We start from the raw sequence: 17,329 nt of genomic DNA, 5'->3' as shown, positions 1-17,329 counted from the left end.
ATCTATGATCAGCCGCACGCATCTGCGCCAGTTCCTCGCCGTGGTCGACGCCGGCAGCTTCACGCGCGCGGCAAATCAGATCAACGTGACGCAACCGACCTTGTCGGCGGGGATCTCCGAGCTCGAAAAACGGCTCGGCACCCGGCTGTTCGCGCGCAGCAACCGCCGCGTCCAGCTGACCGAGGCGGGCAACCGGCTGCTTACCCATGCCCGCGCGATCGAGCGCGAATTCCGGGCTGCCGAGCAAAGCGTGACCGGCGTCGCCGCGCCGCTCCAGCCCGTCCGGCTCGGCGTGCTGCTCAGCATGTCCACGGCCGCACTCGAAGCTGCGCTCGCACGGTATCGCGGCGCAGATCCGATCGAGATCACCGAAGGCGACGAACGCAGCCTGATCGCGGCGCTCGGCGACGGCCGGATCGACCTGGCGCTGACGCTGATCCGCGCTGGCGACACACGGTTCGAGGCGCTGCCGCTGTTCGCCGAGGATTACCGACTCGCCCTTCCCGCCCGCCATCCGCTCGCGGCGCGCGCCAGCGTCTCACCCGAGGAAGTGGCGGGCGAAGCGATGATCGCGCGCCGATCCTGCGAGATGCTGGCGGAAACGAGCCGCTATTTCACCGAGCGCGGCGTCCGCCCGCCCTTCAGCCTGCGTTCCGCCAATGACGATCGCGCGATGGCGATGGTGCGTGCGGGCATCGGCATCACCGTGGCGCCGGCATCGCTGGGCGGCACCGGCATCGCGATGCCGCGACTCGCGGGCTTCGATGCGGTGCGGCAGATCGGCCTGTTGTTCGGCTCCCTCCGCCCGCTCAGAGAACATCCATTGACCGAAACCCTTGGGACGCTTGGGCAAAACATTCGGACGGTCGACGATGTTGCAGTTGCGAAGGCGACGTCTTAAGTCGCCGGCACGATATCAAACGAGGAAGCTGATCATGACCACCGATCCCGTCGTCATCCTGTCCTATGCCCGCACCCCGATGGGAAGCTTCCAGGGCAGCCTTTCCGGCGCAAGCGCAACCGATCTGGGCGCGACGGCGGTCAAGGCCGCGGTCGGGCGCGCCGGAGTCGCGGGCGACCAGGTCGAGCGCATCTATATGGGCTGCGTGCTGCCCGCCGGCCTCGGCCAGGCCCCCGCCCGCCAGGCCGCACTCAAGGCCGGCCTGCCCAATTCGGTCGAGGCGACGACGGTCAACAAGATGTGCGGATCGGGCATGCAGGCGGCGATCATGGCCGCCGACGCGCTGGCGGCCGGATCGGTCGACCTGCTGATCGCGGGCGGCATGGAGAGCATGACCAACGCCCCCTATCTGCTGACCAAGCATCGCGGCGGCGCGCGCATCGGCCATGACCGCGTGATGGATCATATGTTCCTCGACGGCCTGGAAGACGCCTATGAGCCCGGCCGCGCAATGGGCAGCTTCGCCGAGGAGACCGCCGGCGAATATCAGTTCACCCGCGAAGCGCAGGACGATTACGCTATCGCCTCGCTCACCCGCGCCCAGGCCGCGCAGACCTCCGGCGCGTTCGATCGCGAGATCGTCGCGGTCGAGATCAAGGGCCGCAAGGGCGTCGAGACCGTCGACAAGGACGAACAGCCGCTGAAGGGCGACGCCGCCAAGATCCCGACGCTCAAGCCCGCTTTCGCCAAGGACGGCACGATCACCGCCGCCAATGCCTCGTCGATCTCCGACGGCGCCGCCGCGCTGGTGATGAGCCGCCAGAGCGTCGCCGACAAGCTCGGCGCCAAGCCCGTCGCGCGCATCGTCGCCCATGCCGCGCATGCGCATGAGCCCGCCAAATTCACCACCGCCCCGGTCGGCGCGATCACCAAGGCGCTCGACAAGGCGGGCTGGAGCGTCGGCGATGTGGACCTGTTCGAAGTCAACGAAGCATTCGCCTGCGTCTCGATGATCGCGATGCGCGATCTCGGCATTCCGCACGACAAGGTGAATGTGAATGGCGGCGCGACCGCACTCGGCCACCCGATCGGCGCATCGGGCGCGCGCATCATCGCCACGCTGATCGCGGCGCTGCAGAATCGCGGCGGCAAGAAGGGCGTGGCGGCTTTGTGCATCGGCGGCGGCGAAGCCACAGCCGTTGCGATCGAGCTGGTCGACTAAGCTTCACTCTCCTTTTCCGTCGTTGCGAGGAGCATTGCGACGAAGCAATCCAGGGATGCATCCGCACCCTGGATTGCTTCGCTCCGCTCGCAATGACGATGAAGCCGAGCCGGTTGCGATCTACTTTCCGTCTGCGCCCCAAAGATAGCGCGCCTCGACGAAACCCGCGCGGCCGTTGACGTCGATCCGGCACCAGCCCTCGGCACATTCGGAGAGCTTGCCGATCACGCCGGGTTCGGCGCGCCAGTTGACCTTGCCCGCATTGTCGGGCGACGCACGCAAGGTACGGACCTCACCGATGACCATCGCGGTCCGGTCTTCGCTCAGCAGATTGGCCTGCATCCAGCCCTGCGTCCCGTCGGGATCCTCGACCTTGCGCCAATTGGGATAGGTTTCGATCACCTTCACGGGCAGCCCCGCGCGCTGGTACAGCCAGCTCGCCGGAAAATTGCGCCCCGGCCCGGTGCGCATCCGCGCCTTGGCGGCGGTGATCGATGCCCAATATGGCGGTTTCTTCTGCGCGAGGGCAGCATCCGCCCCCAGCAGAACCAGCGCCGGCGCGACAAAGGTCGCCACGACGCGCAACCCGGCTTTTCCCCCGAAAACTCTCATCTCGTCCTTCTGGCAAAAGCACTGCGCACCATCAAGCGTTAGCACCGCTTGACGGGAACATGGAAGCGCGCCTAGCCGGTTCGCATGACTCCGTCCGAGCGCATCGAAAAACCCAGGGTGGCCGTCACCCGGCGCCTTCCCGAGCCGATCGAGGCGCGGATGACCGAATTGTTCCTGACGACGCTCAATCGCGACGACCGGCCGCTGGATCGCGCGGCACTGGCCGCGACGATGGCGGATTGCGATGTGCTGGTGCCGACGCTGACCGACGAGATCGACGCCGGGCTGATCGCCGCGGCGGGGCCGGCGCTGAAGCTGATCGCCAATTTCGGCAATGGCGTCGATCATATCGATCTGAAGGCGGCGCGCGCCAAAGGCATCATCGTCACCAACACACCCGGCGTGCTGACGCAGGACGCGGCCGACATGGCGATGGCCCTGCTGCTTTCGGTCCCGCGCCGGCTGGTCGAGGGTGAACGGACGGTTCGTTCGGGCAATTGGGCAGGCTGGGCACCGACGGCGATGCTCGGGCACCGTATCCACGGCAAGACGCTGGGGATCGTCGGCATGGGCCGGATCGGCCAGGCGATCGCGCTACGCGCGCGCGGCTTCGGGCTCTCGATCCGCTATCACAACCGCCATCGCCTGCCCGACGTCGTCGAACGCGCGGTGGACGCGACATTCGACGAATCGCTGGACGAGCTTCTCCGTGTCTCGGATTTCGTCTCGATCAATTGTCCGCACAATGCGGAGACGCACAATCTGATCGACGCGGCCCGGATCGCGCTGATGAAGCCCAGCACATCGCTGATCAACGTCGCGCGCGGCGAGATCGTCGATGAGGGCGCGCTGATCGATGCGCTCGAAGCGGGCCGGATCGCGGGTGCGGGACTCGATGTCTATGCGCACGAGCCCGCCGTCGATCGGCGCCTGCTCGCCTTGGCCAATGTCGTGCTGCTGCCGCATATGGCGTCGGCGACAATCGAGGCGCGCGAAGCCACGGGCGAAAAGGTGATCACCAATATCCGCATGTGGGCGGACGGCCACCGGCCGCCCGACCAGGTGCTCGAAGGCTGGGCGTGAGACCGGAGTTCGCGACTTTTTAACGCTGTTTCCGCTAGCAGGACGCCCAACCAGATTCGGGGATGGACGATGCGTAACGGCTTGAAGGCATTTTTGGCGCTCGGTTTTGCCGGCCTGGCCGCCTCGCCGGCGGCGGCACAGCTTACCGTCGCGCCCGACAGCGGCGACACCGGCTGGGTGCTCGCCGCCGCGCCGATCGCGCTGCTCGGCATCGTCGCGGGCTTCGCACTGCGTCATGCCGGCCTCGCCCAGCCCCGCTCCGCCGTTTCCGCAGCGCTTTCGCCGCTCGTCATCGCCGCCGCCATCCCGTTGCTCTGGGTCGCGCTCGGGTACAGCCTCGCATTCGGCCCCGGATCGGCCTGGATCGGCGGGCTCGGCAATATCTTCCTCGGCAATCTGGCGGACATCCGCGAAGGCACCACCATTTCGGATTCGGCCTTTGCGCTGCTCCAGACCGTTTTTGCCATAGCGGCGCCGACGGTCGTCGCCGGCGCGCTGATCGGACGCGCCCGCTTCGGTTGGGCACTGGGCTTTGCGCTTGGCTGGTCGCTGCTGGTCTATGTGCCTGTTGCGCGCTGGGTCGGCAGCGGCTGGCTCACCGGGCTCGGCACGCTCGACTATGCCGGCGGGATCACGCTCCATCTGTCCGCGGGCGTATCGGCGCTGACCGCGGCTTGGATCGTCGGTCCGCGACAGGGGTTCCGCAAGACCGCCCTGCCCGCGCAATCCCCGGTGCTCGCGCTTGCCGGCACCGGCCTGATCTGGATCGGCCTGCTGGCACTTGCCGGCGGCTCGGCGCTCGCCGCGACCGATGACACCGCACGTGCGATCGTCAACGCGCATCTTGCCGCGGGCGCCGGCGCGCTCGCCTGGATTGGTGCCGATGCGCTGTCGCGCCGCAAACTCGACGCGCTGGGCTTCGCAAGCGGCCTGCTGGCGGGTCTTGCCGGCATCGCGGCGGCGGCCGGCTATACGGGGCCGCTCGGCGCGATCCTCATCGGCCTGATCGCGTCGGTGCTGGCGCGTCTTGTCGTCGGCCTGGCGGCGAAGCTGCGCATCGACGATCCGGCGCAGGCAGCCGCGCTTTTCGGCACGGGCGGGCTCGTCGGTGCGCTGCTGCTCCCGATCGCCATGCTGCCCGCGCTTGGCGCGCCCGTCTTCGAGGATTCCGCCCCGCTCGCCCAGCAACTGGTCGCGCAGCTCGTCGCGGTGGTCGCAATACTGCTCTGGTCGGTGATCGGCACGCTCATCACCGGCTATATGGCCGCGATGCTGCTGCCGATGCGTGACGACGAGGATGCCGAGCCGGTGAACACCGAAACGGGCGCGTAATCGGGAAAGCACCGTTCGGGCCGAGCCTGCCGCCCCCTCCCTCTTCGGCGCATAGGCAGAAGAGAGGGCGGGGCTTCGACAGGCTCAGCCCGAACGCGACCTTGAAAATCGAAGGGTGAACTCAGTCCCCGGTCAGGATCCGGTCGACGAGTTGCTTCACCGTCGGCACGAAGCCGTTCGAGTAGAAGGGATCCTGTTTGAACTTGTAGGCGGCATGGCCGGCGAACATCAGATTGTCCTCCGGGTCGCCACCATGGGCGATGTCCTGCAATGTCTTCTGAATGCAGAAGCTGCGCGGATCGGCGAGACGGCCGGTCGAGTTGGTCTCGCTGTCCATCCATGACGAGAAAGCGCATTGGCTGAGGCAGCCCATGCAATCCGCCTGGTCCTTGCGGACGATCGCGCGTTCCTCGGGCGTGACGAAGACGAGCGTGTTGTCAGGGGTCTTCAACGCCTCGACATAGCCCTGACCGAACCATTCGCGGGCACGCAGCAGGTCATTACGCGTGACCCACATATGCTTGCCCTTGACGCCGACATCGAGCTGGAACTGATGATCGCCCGCCGCTTCGGTGGAAAAGGCGATCTGGCGCTCGGAACGCATCACGAGGTTCTTGAGGAAGGGCGTCATCACCGCCGACGAATAGAAACCGGTCGGCGAGAAACGGTGAAGCAGCACATCGCCCGGATCCAGCGTGATCAGCTTGGATTTCCACGCTTCGGGAATCGGGCTCTCGCGCGTGAGCAACGGCCGCGTGCCGAACTGGAAGGCGATCGAGCCGAGTTCGGGATTGTCGATCCAGTCGTTCCAGTCGCGCAGGTGCCAGACGCCGCCGGCCATCACGATCGGCACATCGTCGGAGATGCCGCCTTCGCGCATCGTGTCGCGCAGCGCCTTGACGCGCGGATAGGGATCCTCGGGCTTCAGCGGATCCTCGGCATTGGACAGGCCGTTATGCCCGCCGGCCAGCCAGGGATCTTCATAGACCACCGCCGAAAGCCACTCCGCCGCCTTATGATAGGCGCGCTTCCACAGCGCACGAAAGGCGCGGCCCGAACTCACGATCGGCAGATAGCTGGTCTCGTAGGACGCGGCGATCTCGGACAGCTTGTAGGGCATGCCGGCACCACAGGTGACGCCGGACACCATGCCGCGCGTCCGTTCGAGCACGCCGTGCAGGATGCGCTGGGCGCCGCCCATTTCCCACAGCACGTTGATGTTGATCGCGCCCTTGCCCGACGACAGCTCGAAGGCGCGCTTCACCTGTTCGACGGCGCCCTCGATCGCATATTCGATCAGTTCCTCATGCCGCTCGCGCCGCGTGCGGCTGCGATAGACCTGCGGCACGATCTTGCCCGTCGGATCATAGCTGTCCGCGTTGACCGCCGAGATGGTGCCGATACCGCCGGCCGCGGCCCAGGCGCCGGAGCTCATATGGTTGCTCGCCGAAATGCCCTTTCCGCCCTCGATGATCGGCCAGACCTCGCGCCCGCGGTAGCTGATGGGCTTCAGACCCTTGAACAACACGTCACTCCCTTGATTTGTCCCAGATATAGGCGAAACAGGCGCAAAATGCGCGGTAAAAAACGGATTAACCGGTCAATGCGCCGGACCGACCGACTGCGCCGCCGTAAAGCGATGCATAGCGCGCGATCATGCGTTCCTCGTCAAATTCCCCCACCGCGCGCGCGCGATTGGCGGCCCCTACGCATTTCCTGAGGCTTTCGTCCAGCACCAAACTGCGCAGCGCCGCTTCGAACGGCGCCCCGGCAAGCATATTCCGGTTCTCGTCGGCAACCATCGCGAACACGTCGCCGACATCGGGGGCTGCCACCGGTAACCCCGCCGCCATCGCTTCGACGACGGAAATCGGGAATTGCTCGCTCTTCGACGACAGCGCGAAGATGTCGAACAAGCCGACATAGCGCCAAGGCCGATCGAGAAAGCCCGGCAGATGGACACGCCCCGCGATGCCCGCCGCCTGGGCAGCCGACAGGATGGCCGCGCGCTCCGGCCCCTCGCCCGCGATCACCAGGCGCGCATTTTCCGGCAGCGCGGCGACCGCCTTGACCAGGCGCGGCAGATCCTTGACCGCGCGCAGGCCCGCCACCGATCCGATCACGACCTCGCCGCGGCGACGGACGAAACCCGGAATGGCGCGCGCGTCGCGCTGTCCGGCATAGCGCCGCACGTCGATGCCGTTGGCGATGCGCACGACGCGCCAGTCGGGCTGCTTCCACGTCTTCAACGCGATCCGCTCGAGCGTCGCCGAAGGCACCACCAGCGCCTGCGCCGCGGGCAGCGCGATCCGGCGGAAGATCGTCCGCTCGGTCTTCAGCCGCACCGCTTCATCCTCGTTGAAGCCGTCCTCATGATGGATCAGCGGCGGCAATCCCTGTCCGAACAGCCGGCGCGCCATCACCCCGTCCATCGCGCCCCAATTATAACTCAGAACGAGATCGAAGCGGCGCATATAGCGCGCCAGCGCCTGATAACGCGCCACCGAGGGACGCCCGGTCAGCGATGGCGCATCCTGCGGAAAATCGACGCGGATGCCCGGGTCGATCGCGGCGCGGGCGCCCAGCGCATTCGGTACGCCGCTCAGGATCGTGTGCCGCGCCCGTGCGCCGAACGCATTCATCAGGCGCACCGCGCGCGCTTCCTTCCCACCCAGGTCGAAACTCGAATGGAGATGGAGAATGTTGAGCGCGACCGCCCTCACCCGGAAATCCCGGCAAGGAAACGGTCGATCGCGCGCGCCGCCACGGGCTCGTCCAGCGTCGGCGTGTGTCCGACACCGGGCACGACGACGCTCTTGGCGTTGCCCAGTCTTTTCTTCATCTGCGCCAGCGTGCCGACGCCGAGCACGTCGGACCGCTCGCCGCGTACGATCAGGACGGGCACGTCGCTCATCGCGTCGAGCGCTGGCCAGAGATCGACGCCCGCCTCACCCCCTGGCGCACGGAACGGCTCCGCGATCTTCGCGTCATAATCGGGAACGATCCGGCCCTGCGCATTGAGACGGTAGACCTGCTTGGCCATGCGCAACCATTGTTCCAGCGTATAGTCGGGATAGACTTCGCGGTTGAGCTCGGCGACCGCGCGCGCAGCATGGACCCAGGTCGGCCAGGCGGCGCTGCGCCCGACATAGGTGCGGATCCGGTCCAGCCCGGCCTGTTCGATCACGGGGCCGACATCGTTTAGCAATACCCCGGCCAGCCGCTCGCGGCCGGTCGCGGCGATCAGCATCGAGACGATCCCGCCAAGCGACGTGCCGAACAGGATCAGGCGATCGAGACTCAGTTCGCCGATCAGACGGTCGAGATCCTGGGCATAGGTGAGCGGCACATAGCTCATCGGATCCTTGGCATAGGCGCTCTCGCCACGCCCGCGCAGTTCGACGCAGATGACCCTGTGCCGTCCCGCCAGCCGCCCGGCCACGCCCTCGAAATCGCGCGCGTTGCGCGTGAGCCCGGGAATACACAGGATCGGCGGCCGCTCGTCCGACCCCGCATAGTCGCGATAATGCAGGCGCAGATTGTCGTTCGACCACCAATATCCGTCACTATACGCGGCCATGGTTGCGCCCTTGCTGTCTTCGCCCCCATATCGCGATATGAACAGTTCCCGGCAAGCAACTCCTTACACACCCGAGCCCGCGATCCTCGCGCTCGCCGATATGCTGGGCGATCCCGTCGCCGCGGCGGACTTTCCCAGGACCATCCTGCGGTTCCGCAACGACCGTGCCGCGGCCGGCATCGGGCTCGATCATCTCGACGACGATGCGTGGATCGCGCATTTCGGGCGCTTCGTGCCCTTGCCGGGCAATCTGCCCGAGCCTCTGGCGCTGCGCTATCACGGGCATCAATTCCGCATGTACAATCCCGATCTCGGCGACGGGCGCGGTTTCCTGTTCGCGCAGATGCGTGGCGCCGACGGTCGATTGATGGATCTGGGCACCAAGGGTTCGGGCCGGACACCGTGGAGCCGCTTCGGTGACGGGCGCCTGACATTGAAGGGCGGCGTGCGCGAGATCCTGGCCACCGAGATGCTCGAGGCGCTGGGCGTCGACACGTCGAAGACCTTCTCGCTGATCGAGACCGGCGAAGCGCTCCAGCGCGGCGACGAGCCCTCCCCCACCCGGTCCGCTGTGATGGTGCGGCTCAGCCATGGCCATATCCGCATCGGCAGCTTCCAGCGGCTCGCGCATCTCGGCGATGCGGACAGCATGCGCCGATTGATCGACTATACGCTCGGCACCTATTTCGGCGACGTGCCCGGAGAGGACGGCGCCGTGCGCCTGCTGGCGCACGTCGTGCGCCGCGTGGCGCCGCTCGCGCCCAGCTATCTCGCCGCCGGATTTGTCCATGGCGTGCTCAACACCGACAATATCAACGTCACCGGCGAGAGTTTCGATTACGGCCCGTGGCGTTTCACCCCCTTTTACGATCCCGCTTTCACCGCGGCCTATTTCGACCAGCAGGGGCTTTACGCCTTTGGCCGCCAGGCCGAGGCGATCCATTGGGACGTGATCCAGCTCGCCGTGGCGCTCCGCCTGGTCGCCGATGCCGAGGCCTTGGTGGCTGCGATCGAACCCTATGCCGCTTGCTACGAAGCCGCGCTGATCCGCCACCTGCTGTGGCGGCTCGGCGTGACGCCGCGCGGAGAGGTCGAGGACAAGGCGCTGATCGGCGCGATGGAACAGGCGCTGATGGCGCAAACGGTCGAGATCGACCGCTTCTTCTTCGACTGGGCGGGCGGCGACCGCCGCGCGCCCTCCCCGGCCGATCCCGACTATGCCGATCCGGCCTTCGACGATTTCCGCTCGGCGGTCGCCGCCTATGCGCCGGCACGGACGCTCGACCATCCCTATTGGGCCGATGAGGCACCCTGTTCGATGCATATCGGCGAGGTCGAAGCGATCTGGTCGCGCATCGCCGAGGCCGACGATTGGTCGGGGCTGCACGACAAGGTTGCCGCCGTCCGCCGCATGGGCGCCGCCATGGGGCCGCCACCCGCTTCGGGCGACGCCTTGACCTACCCCGCCTAATGGTGCTGGAGAAGGGATCGACCGGCCAGAGCAATCCAATGAACCCGCAGGAAATCGTTTCGTTCGAACCCGCCACCGGCGCCATCCTGTGGCGCGGACCAGTCGGCGACGTCGATGCCGAAGTCGATATCGCGCGGGGCGCATGGGCCGAATGGGCATCGCGCCCGCTGACCGTGCGGATCGAGACGATGCGTCGTTTCGGCAATGTCGTGCGCGCCCGAACCAGCGATTTCGCCGATCGTATCGCACGCGAAACGGGCAAGCCGCTCTGGGAAGCGCGGACCGAGGTCGAGGCCGTCATCGACAAGGTCGACATCTCGGTCGCCGCGCATAACGAGCGGACCGCGCATCGCCGGCTGGAGGGCGCGCTGGGCGTGCGCAACGCAGTGCGTCACAAGCCGCATGGTGTGCTGGCGGTACTGGGCCCCTATAATTTTCCCGCGCACCTGCCGAATGGGCATATCGTTCCGGCGCTGATCGCGGGCAATGCGGTGGTTTTCAAACCATCTGAGAAAACACCCGCAACTGCCGAATTTCTTGTCGAATGTTATCGCGCGGCCGGTGTGCCCGATGGCGCCGTGCGGCTGCTGATCGGCGGCCCGGCCGAGGGCAAGGCATTGGCGGGGCATGATGGCATCGATGGCCTGCTCTTTACCGGTTCGGCGCCGACCGGCCTCGCGCTCAGCCGCCTCTATGCCGATCGGATCGACCGGATCCTGGCGCTGGAACTGGGCGGCAACAATCCGATCGTGCTGTGGAACCCGACCGATATCCATGCCGCCGCCGTCGTCATCGCCCAATCGGCGTTCATGACCGCGGGCCAGCGCTGCACCGCCGCGCGGCGCCTGATCGTCGAGGACGGTAAGCAGGACGCGGTGCTGGCGGAACTCGGCAAGCTGGTCGACCGCATGATCGTCGGCGGCCCGCATGACGAGCCGCAGCCCTTCATGGGGCCGGTGATCGACAATCATGCCGCCGACAGTCTGCAGGAAAGCTTTCTCGGCCTGATGATGAAGGGCGGCCGCCCGTTCCGCCGGCTCGACCGGCCGGTCGACGACCGCCCGTTCCTGACGCCTGCGATCATCGACGTCACCGACGTCACCGATCGCCCCGATGTCGAGCTGTTCGGCCCGATCCTCCAGGTCATCCGCGTCGCCAGCTTCGGGGACGCACTCGCCGAGGCGAACAACACGCGCTACGGCCTGTCCGCCGCGCTGATCGGCGGCGCGCCCGCGCTCTACGACCGCTTCTGGGCCAATATCCGTGCGGGCGTGGTCAATTGGAACCGGCCGACCAATGGCGCACCGTCCAACGCGCCCTTTGGCGGGGTCGGGCTGTCGGGCAATCATCGGCCCGGCGCCTTTTATGCCGCGGATTATTGCGCCTATCCGGTGGTGTCTTCGGAAACCGAGCAGGCGCGCGCATCGATCGGCATCGGATTGCGAGATCCCTCCACCGGTTCCTGACACCGGCATTGCCTGTCTCCGCCCCACCGCCTATCCCGCCGCAAAAGCAGGAGGGGCGATCATGATCAAACGGAGATATCTTGCGGTGGGCGCCACGTTCGCGGCCATCTTGCTTGCTCCGGCTGCATCAGCGCAACAGATTCCCGGCCCCTATGGCCCCGCCGTTACGCTCACCCAGGCACGCACCATCGTCGATGCCGCGCATCGCGAAGCGAAAGCGCGCAATTTCCGCATGGCCTTCGCGGTCGTATTGCCGTCGGGCGAACCGATCCTGCTCGAAGTGATGGACGGCACCCAATCGGCATCGATCACAGTCTCCCAGCAAAAGGCGCGTGCCTCGGCCCGGTATCGCCGTCCGACCAAGGCATTTGCCGAGTCCGTCGCGAAGAACGGCGCCGCCGTGCTCAGTCTGGACGGCGTGGTCGCGGTCGAGGGCGGCGTGCCGATCGTCTCGGGCGGGTTGGTGTGATCGGTGCGATCGGGATCAGCGGCGGAACCTCGGCCGAGGATGGCGAGATCGCCGCCGCCGCGTTGGCGAGCGCAAAGCTCAACTAACCGCCCCCAAAAAAACCCTGCTTTGCGTCGGCGCGCGCGAACGCCCATCTGTCCGCCATGGACGGTAAAGTGCGTGACCTAACCGGCGGGAAAGTGATCCTGGTCGGCGCCGGACCCGGCGACCCCGAGTTGCTGACGGTGAAAGCCGTCCGCGCGCTCGGGCGCGCCGACGTGATCGTGCATGACGGGCTGGTCGATCGCCGCATCCTGGCGCTTGCGCCGGCCGGTGCCCGGCTGATCTCGGTCGCGAAGAGCCGCGCGCGGCACACGCTGGCGCAGGAATCGATCAATGCGCTCATCGTCGCCGAGGCGCTGGGCGGCGCGACGGTGATCCGTCTGAAGGGCGGCGATCCATTCATCTTCGGGCGCGGCGGCGAAGAGGTCGAGGCCTGCCGCGCGGCCGATGTGCCGGTCGAGGTCATTCCCGGCATTTCCGCCGCGATCGGCTGCGCCGCGGAAGCGATGCTCCCCCTCACCCATCGCGATGCGGCAAGCGCGGTCAGCTTCGTCGCAGGCCAGTGCAAGGGCCTGACCGAACAGGACTGGTCGGGGCTGGCCGGCAAGGGCCGCACGCTCGTCATCTATATGGGCGTCGCGACCGCCGAGCAGATCGCCGACAAGCTGATCGCCGACGGCGTATCGCCCGCCATGCCCGTCGCCGTGCTGGAAAAAGGCGGCCGCCCCGATCGGCGCGCGCTGCGCACCCTGCTCGCCGACCTTGGCGGCATGATCGCGCGCGAACGCGTCGAGAGTCCGGCGCTGATCGTGGTGGGCGAAGTCGTTCTGCGTGCCGATGCCGAGGATCGGCTGGCAGCATTTGAGAAACAGTCGGAGCATCTTGCGTGAAGATATTGACAGGCAATGATTTGCCGACGGGTGACGTGATCTGGTGGACCGGGACGGAATGGTCGCGCCATGTCGAGGACGCCACCGATGTCGGTGAAGAGGGTGAGAGCATCGCCCGTGCCGAAGAAGGCGCGCGCCGCGTCAATGCGCCCTATGTGATCGAGGCGACCGCAACGCCCGAAGGGCCGCGTCCCGCCCATATCAAGGATCGCGTCCGCGCGCTCGGGCCCACGGTGCGCCCCGATCTCACGCTCAAACCCGCCGACCCCGCCGCCGGCAACTGGGTGATCTGACATGTACAAATATGACCAATATGATCAGTCGATCGTCGATGCCCGTGTCGAGGAATTCCGCGACCAGGTGAATCGCCGCCTTTCGGGTGCGCTGTCGGAGGATCAGTTCAAGCCGTTGCGGCTGATGAACGGCCTCTACCTCCAGCTTCACGCCTATATGCTGCGCGTCGCCGTGCCCTATGGCACGCTCGACGGCCGGCAGATGCGGATGCTCGGCCATATCGCGCGCAAATACGATCGCGGTTACGGCCATTTCACGACGCGCCAGAACATCCAGTATAACTGGATCAAGCTGGAGCAAGCCGCTGATATCCTGGCCGATCTCGCGACCGTCGAGATGCATGCCATCCAGACCAGCGGCAATTGCATCCGCAATATCAGCTCGGATCAATATGCCGGCGCCGCGGCCGACGAAGTCACCGATCCCCGCCCCTGGGCCGAATTGCTGCGCCAGTGGAGCACCTTCCATCCCGAGTTCAGCTATCTGCCCCGCAAGTTCAAGATCGCGGTGATCGCGGCGGCCGAGGATCGTGCGGCGATGCGGCTCCACGATATCGGCATCGAATTGCTCAGGAACGAAGCCGGCGTTCTCGGCGGCAAGATCTTCGTCGGTGGCGGCATGGGCCGTACCCCGATGATCGCGCCCGAGATCAAGGATTTCGTCACCGCCGACGATCTGCTGAGCTATGTCGAAGCGTGCCTGCGCGTCTACAACCGCCACGGCCGGCGCGACAATATCTACAAGGCTCGGATCAAGATCCTCGTCCACGAGATCGGTGCCGACGAATATCGCCGCCAGGTCGAGGAAGAATTCGCGCATGTGAAGACGCTGGGCCTCGATCCGCCCGCGGCCGAGCTGGAGCGCATCAGCGCCTTTTTCGCACCGCCCGCCTTCGAAACGGGGCTGAGCGACGAACTGGACCTGTCCGATCCCGATTTCCGCCTGTGGGTGCAGCAGAATGTCGTCGCGCACGCCCAGCCGGGCTATGCGATCGCGAACATCAGCCTGAAGCCCGTCGGCGGCATTCCCGGCGACGCATCGGCCGATCAGATCGACGTCATGGCGGATCTCGCCGAACGCTACAGCTTCGACGAACTGCGCGTGACCCATGCGCAGAACATCGTCCTGCCGCATGTCCGCAAGGCCGATCTGTACCCGGTATGGCAGGCGCTCGACGAAGCGGGGCTCGCCACCGCCAATCTCGACCTGATCAGCGACATCATCGCCTGCCCCGGCCTCGATTATTGCAGCCTGGCCAATGCGCGATCGATTCCGGTCGCACAGAAGATCGCGCAACGCTTCGCCGATCCCGAGCGGCAACGCGATCTGGGCGAACTCAAGCTCAAGATCAGCGGCTGCATCAACGCCTGCGGCCACCACCATGCCGGCCATATCGGCATTCTCGGCGTCGATCGTAAAGGCACCGAGAATTATCAGCTGCTGCTCGGCGGCTCGGGCGCCGAGGACGCGTCGCTCGGCAAGATCACCGGCCCCGGCTTCGACGAGGACGGCATCGTCGATGCGGTCGAGAAAGTGACCGATACTTACAAGTCGCTGCGCCAGGACGGCGAGCGTTTCGTCGACACCTATCGCCGTGTCGGCATCGACCCTTTCAAGGAGGCTATCTATGGGTGATCCGCTGAGCTTCCGCACCGATGCCGCGCATGAAGAGCCAGCGGTGACGCTCGATGCCTTTCTCGATCAGTCGAACGCCACATCGGTCCGTCTCGAGCCCGACGAGGACGCGCGCGCATTGCTTCCCTATCTCGACCGGCTCGCGCTCGTCGAGATCGCCTTTCCCGCCTATCGCGACGGGCGCGGCTATTCGGCGGCGCGCATCCTGCGCGAAGCGGGCTATGACGGCGAACTGCGCGCGCAGGGCGACGTGCTGGTCGACCAGATCGCGTTCATGCGCCGTTGCGGCTTCGACAGTTTCGCGCCCGAAAAACCGCTCGACCCTGCGGTCGTCGAGGCATCGCTGGCGCGCTACGAGCATGTCTATCAAAAGGCTGCGGACGGCGCGGTTCCGGTCTGGAAACTGCGTCATGGCTGAGGCGCGTACCCGCGACCGCATCGACGTCCGCCCGCGTTTCACCACCGCCGACGCGATCCGGCTCAACAACATGTTCCGCGGCGTCGAGCCGGTGGAGATGCTGCGGGTGCTGCTGGCGGAAAACATGCTGGGCGACGTCGCCGCGGTTTCCTCGTTCGGCGCCGAATCCGCGGTGCTGCTGCACATGGTCGCGCAGGCGTCGCCGGCGACGCCCGTGCTGTTCATCGACACGGGCAAACATTTTCCCGAGACGCTGGCTTATGGCGGCGATCTGGTCGAACGGCTGGGCCTAACCGATCTGCGCATCCTGACGCCCGATCCTGCGACCATCCTGAAAAAGGACGAGACCGGGCTGCGCTGGTCCTACGACCCCGACGGCTGCTGCGAGATCCGCAAGGTCGTGCCGCTGGAAAACGCATTGGCCGATTTCGACGCCTCGATCACCGGCCGCAAGGGTTTCCAGTCCGCGACGCGATCGGGCCTGCCGCGCTTCGAGCTCGACGGCGACCGGCTGAAGGTCAATCCGCTGGCCAACTGGACCAAGGCCGATCTCGACGCCTATTTCGAGGCGCACGACCTGCCCCGCCATCCGCTGGAGGCCGAGGGCTATCCCTCGATCGGCTGCGCGCCCTGCACGTCGAAGGTCAAGCCCGGCGAAGATCCGCGCGCGGGCCGCTGGCGTGGCTGGGACAAGGTGGAATGCGGCATCCATGTGCCCGTCGCCGATCCCGACGATCCGGCCAACCAGCCGGTCTTCTGATCACGAGCGTAACAAAACGGTCACACGCGCGCCCTAACCCCTGAACCAGGATCACCTCAGATTGAATCGATCTGAAGTGTGAAACCTAGTTCGGCGAAGCCAATCTTGATCTCGACCATCAGGCTCTTGGTTTCCACGGGGGATGGCCGGTGCCCGAAAACTTCCTGTCGCTCGGCGAAACCGTGATGCGCCCCGGCCTGATCTGGGGCTGCGCGGCGAGCGACGACGGCATCGCGCTCATCGAGGATTGCGATGAGCGCGCCGAAAGCGCGTTGCGCTGGCTCCACCTCAACCTGTCCGATCATCGCAGCCTACGCTGGATCGCCGAAAAGGCGAAACTGCCGCCGCTGATCCGCGACCTCATGCTTTCCAAGGACGAGGCGCAGCGCGCGCTGATCCAGAAGGGCGTCGTCGGCCTTGTCCTCCACGATTTCGAGCGCGACTTCGATGTCGACCAGACCAATCGCATCGGCGTGCTCCATGTCGCGATCACCCCCTCGATCATCGTCACCGGCCGCTTCCATCCGCTCCATTCCGCCGACATCGTGCGCCAGCGGCTGTTGGCGGGAGAGCCGTTCGGCAGTGCCGCCGATGCGCTCGAACTGCTGCTGGGTTCGCTGTCCGACGGGCTGGCGCGGATCGTCGCCGACATGACCGCCGAATTGCTCGAGGACGAGGACGAGTTTCTGGCGCATGGCGCATTGCCCGACACGCGCGATCTGGTCGCGGTGCGTCGTCGCGCCGCGCAGATCCACCGTATGCTCGCGGGCATGCGCGCAGCACTCCAGCGACTTCGCGACGACGCTGCCCTGCCCCCGACGCTCGCGCCGGTCGCGCGACGCTTCCATCAGCAGCTCCATGCGCTCGATGGCGATGTCGTCGCGGTGCAGGGCCAATTGCGGCTGTTGCGCGACGAGCTCGACCTGCAGGCCGCGCAGCGCACCAACCAGAATATCTATTTCCTGTCGATCATGACCGCGCTGATGCTGCCGGCAACGCTCGTGACGGGCTTTTTCGGCATGAACACCGGCGGACTGCCGATGACGAGCGGCAATGGCACGCTGATCGCGGGCGCACTCGCGATCGCGTCGTCGCTCGCGACCTATCTGCTGCTCAGGATGCTCGGCTTTGTAAGGCGCTAGGCCGGACAATAA

The 17,329-nt window shown here is 66.4% G+C and carries 17 protein-coding genes; 13 read left to right on the top strand and 4 right to left on the bottom strand.

From position 1 onward, the window contains the following. Window positions 1–4 precede the first annotated feature (4 nt). Entirely contained in the window at window positions 5–901 is an 897-nt protein-coding gene (locus AC3WN8_RS19835) for a LysR family transcriptional regulator (protein ID WP_492671205.1), read from the top strand. Between the two features lie 34 nt (window positions 902–935). Next, window positions 936–2,123: an acetyl-CoA C-acyltransferase gene (locus tag AC3WN8_RS19830; protein WP_492671204.1), complete on the top strand. Its 1,188-nt coding sequence runs from the start codon at window positions 936–938 to the stop codon at window positions 2,121–2,123. A gap of 120 nt (window positions 2,124–2,243) precedes the next feature. On the opposite strand, the gene AC3WN8_RS19825 is transcribed toward AC3WN8_RS19830, so the two are convergent. Next, on the bottom strand, window positions 2,244–2,735 hold the full coding sequence (locus tag AC3WN8_RS19825; protein ID WP_492671203.1) for an SH3 domain-containing protein: 492 nt from the start codon (window positions 2,733–2,735) through the stop codon (window positions 2,244–2,246). 84 nt (window positions 2,736–2,819) lie between these two features. Here AC3WN8_RS19825 and AC3WN8_RS19820 point away from each other — a divergent pair, with 84 nt between their 5' ends. Further along, window positions 2,820–3,818: a 2-hydroxyacid dehydrogenase gene (locus tag AC3WN8_RS19820; RefSeq protein ID WP_492671202.1), complete on the top strand. Its 999-nt coding sequence runs from the start codon at window positions 2,820–2,822 to the stop codon at window positions 3,816–3,818. Between the two features lie 69 nt (window positions 3,819–3,887). Further along, window positions 3,888–5,150, top strand: coding sequence for an ammonium transporter (locus tag AC3WN8_RS19815; protein WP_492671201.1), 1,263 nt, complete (start codon window positions 3,888–3,890; stop codon window positions 5,148–5,150). 121 nt (window positions 5,151–5,271) lie between these two features. Here AC3WN8_RS19815 and AC3WN8_RS19810 read toward each other — a convergent pair whose 3' ends face one another. From AC3WN8_RS19810 to AC3WN8_RS19800, 3 genes are all read right to left on the bottom strand, one after another. Beyond that, window positions 5,272–6,675, bottom strand: coding sequence for an NAD(P)H-dependent flavin oxidoreductase (locus AC3WN8_RS19810; RefSeq protein ID WP_492671200.1), 1,404 nt, complete (start codon window positions 6,673–6,675; stop codon window positions 5,272–5,274). Between the two features lie 67 nt (window positions 6,676–6,742). Then, window positions 6,743–7,873: a glycosyltransferase gene (locus AC3WN8_RS19805; RefSeq protein WP_492671199.1), complete on the bottom strand. Its 1,131-nt coding sequence runs from the start codon at window positions 7,871–7,873 to the stop codon at window positions 6,743–6,745. After that, complete coding sequence (locus tag AC3WN8_RS19800; protein ID WP_492671198.1) at window positions 7,870–8,730, bottom strand: alpha/beta fold hydrolase; 861 nt, start codon at window positions 8,728–8,730, stop codon at window positions 7,870–7,872. Before AC3WN8_RS19800 ends, AC3WN8_RS19805 begins: the two co-directional genes overlap by 4 nt. 37 nt (window positions 8,731–8,767) lie before the next feature. Between AC3WN8_RS19800 and AC3WN8_RS19795 the strand changes: the two genes are divergently transcribed. From AC3WN8_RS19795 to AC3WN8_RS19755, 9 genes are all read left to right on the top strand, one after another. Further along, on the top strand, window positions 8,768–10,201 hold the full coding sequence (locus AC3WN8_RS19795) for a protein adenylyltransferase SelO family protein (RefSeq protein WP_492671197.1): 1,434 nt from the start codon (window positions 8,768–8,770) through the stop codon (window positions 10,199–10,201). Between the two features lie 38 nt (window positions 10,202–10,239). Then, window positions 10,240–11,667 carry a succinylglutamate-semialdehyde dehydrogenase gene (gene astD / locus AC3WN8_RS19790; RefSeq protein ID WP_492671196.1) on the top strand — a complete coding sequence of 476 codons (1,428 nt, stop codon included), beginning with the start codon at window positions 10,240–10,242 and terminating at the stop codon, window positions 11,665–11,667. A 61-nt stretch (window positions 11,668–11,728) separates the two neighbouring features. Beyond that, the gene (locus AC3WN8_RS19785) at window positions 11,729–12,136 is read left to right on the top strand and encodes a GlcG/HbpS family heme-binding protein (protein ID WP_492671195.1); all 408 of its coding nucleotides are present in this window, start codon (window positions 11,729–11,731) and stop codon (window positions 12,134–12,136) included. A 143-nt stretch (window positions 12,137–12,279) separates the two neighbouring features. After that, the gene (cobA, locus tag AC3WN8_RS19780) at window positions 12,280–13,068 is read left to right on the top strand and encodes a uroporphyrinogen-III C-methyltransferase (protein ID WP_492671194.1); all 789 of its coding nucleotides are present in this window, start codon (window positions 12,280–12,282) and stop codon (window positions 13,066–13,068) included. Continuing rightward, window positions 13,065–13,361 (top strand): DUF2849 domain-containing protein, encoded by a 297-nt coding sequence (locus tag AC3WN8_RS19775; RefSeq protein WP_492671193.1) that lies wholly within the window; start codon window positions 13,065–13,067, stop codon window positions 13,359–13,361. The genes cobA and AC3WN8_RS19775 overlap by 4 nt, the downstream gene beginning before the upstream one ends. 1 nt (window position 13,362) lies before the next feature. Continuing rightward, entirely contained in the window at window positions 13,363–14,997 is a 1,635-nt protein-coding gene (locus AC3WN8_RS19770) for a nitrite/sulfite reductase (RefSeq protein ID WP_492671192.1), read from the top strand. Then, window positions 14,990–15,415, top strand: coding sequence for a DUF934 domain-containing protein (locus AC3WN8_RS19765; RefSeq protein WP_492671191.1), 426 nt, complete (start codon window positions 14,990–14,992; stop codon window positions 15,413–15,415). The genes AC3WN8_RS19770 and AC3WN8_RS19765 overlap by 8 nt, the downstream gene beginning before the upstream one ends. Continuing rightward, a complete protein-coding gene (locus AC3WN8_RS19760; RefSeq protein ID WP_492671190.1) occupies window positions 15,408–16,175 on the top strand; it encodes a phosphoadenylyl-sulfate reductase in 768 nt (255 codons plus the stop codon). Before AC3WN8_RS19765 ends, AC3WN8_RS19760 begins: the two co-directional genes overlap by 8 nt. A 149-nt stretch (window positions 16,176–16,324) precedes the next feature. Further along, entirely contained in the window at window positions 16,325–17,317 is a 993-nt protein-coding gene (locus tag AC3WN8_RS19755) for a CorA family divalent cation transporter (protein WP_492671189.1), read from the top strand. Window positions 17,318–17,329: the final 12 nt, after the last annotated feature.

This window comes from Sphingobium sp. FW305-3-2-15-F-TSA7 (assembly GCF_058787155.1).
Note: the sequence above shows the minus strand (reverse complement) of the source record. Positions and strands in the feature narration are given on the sequence as shown.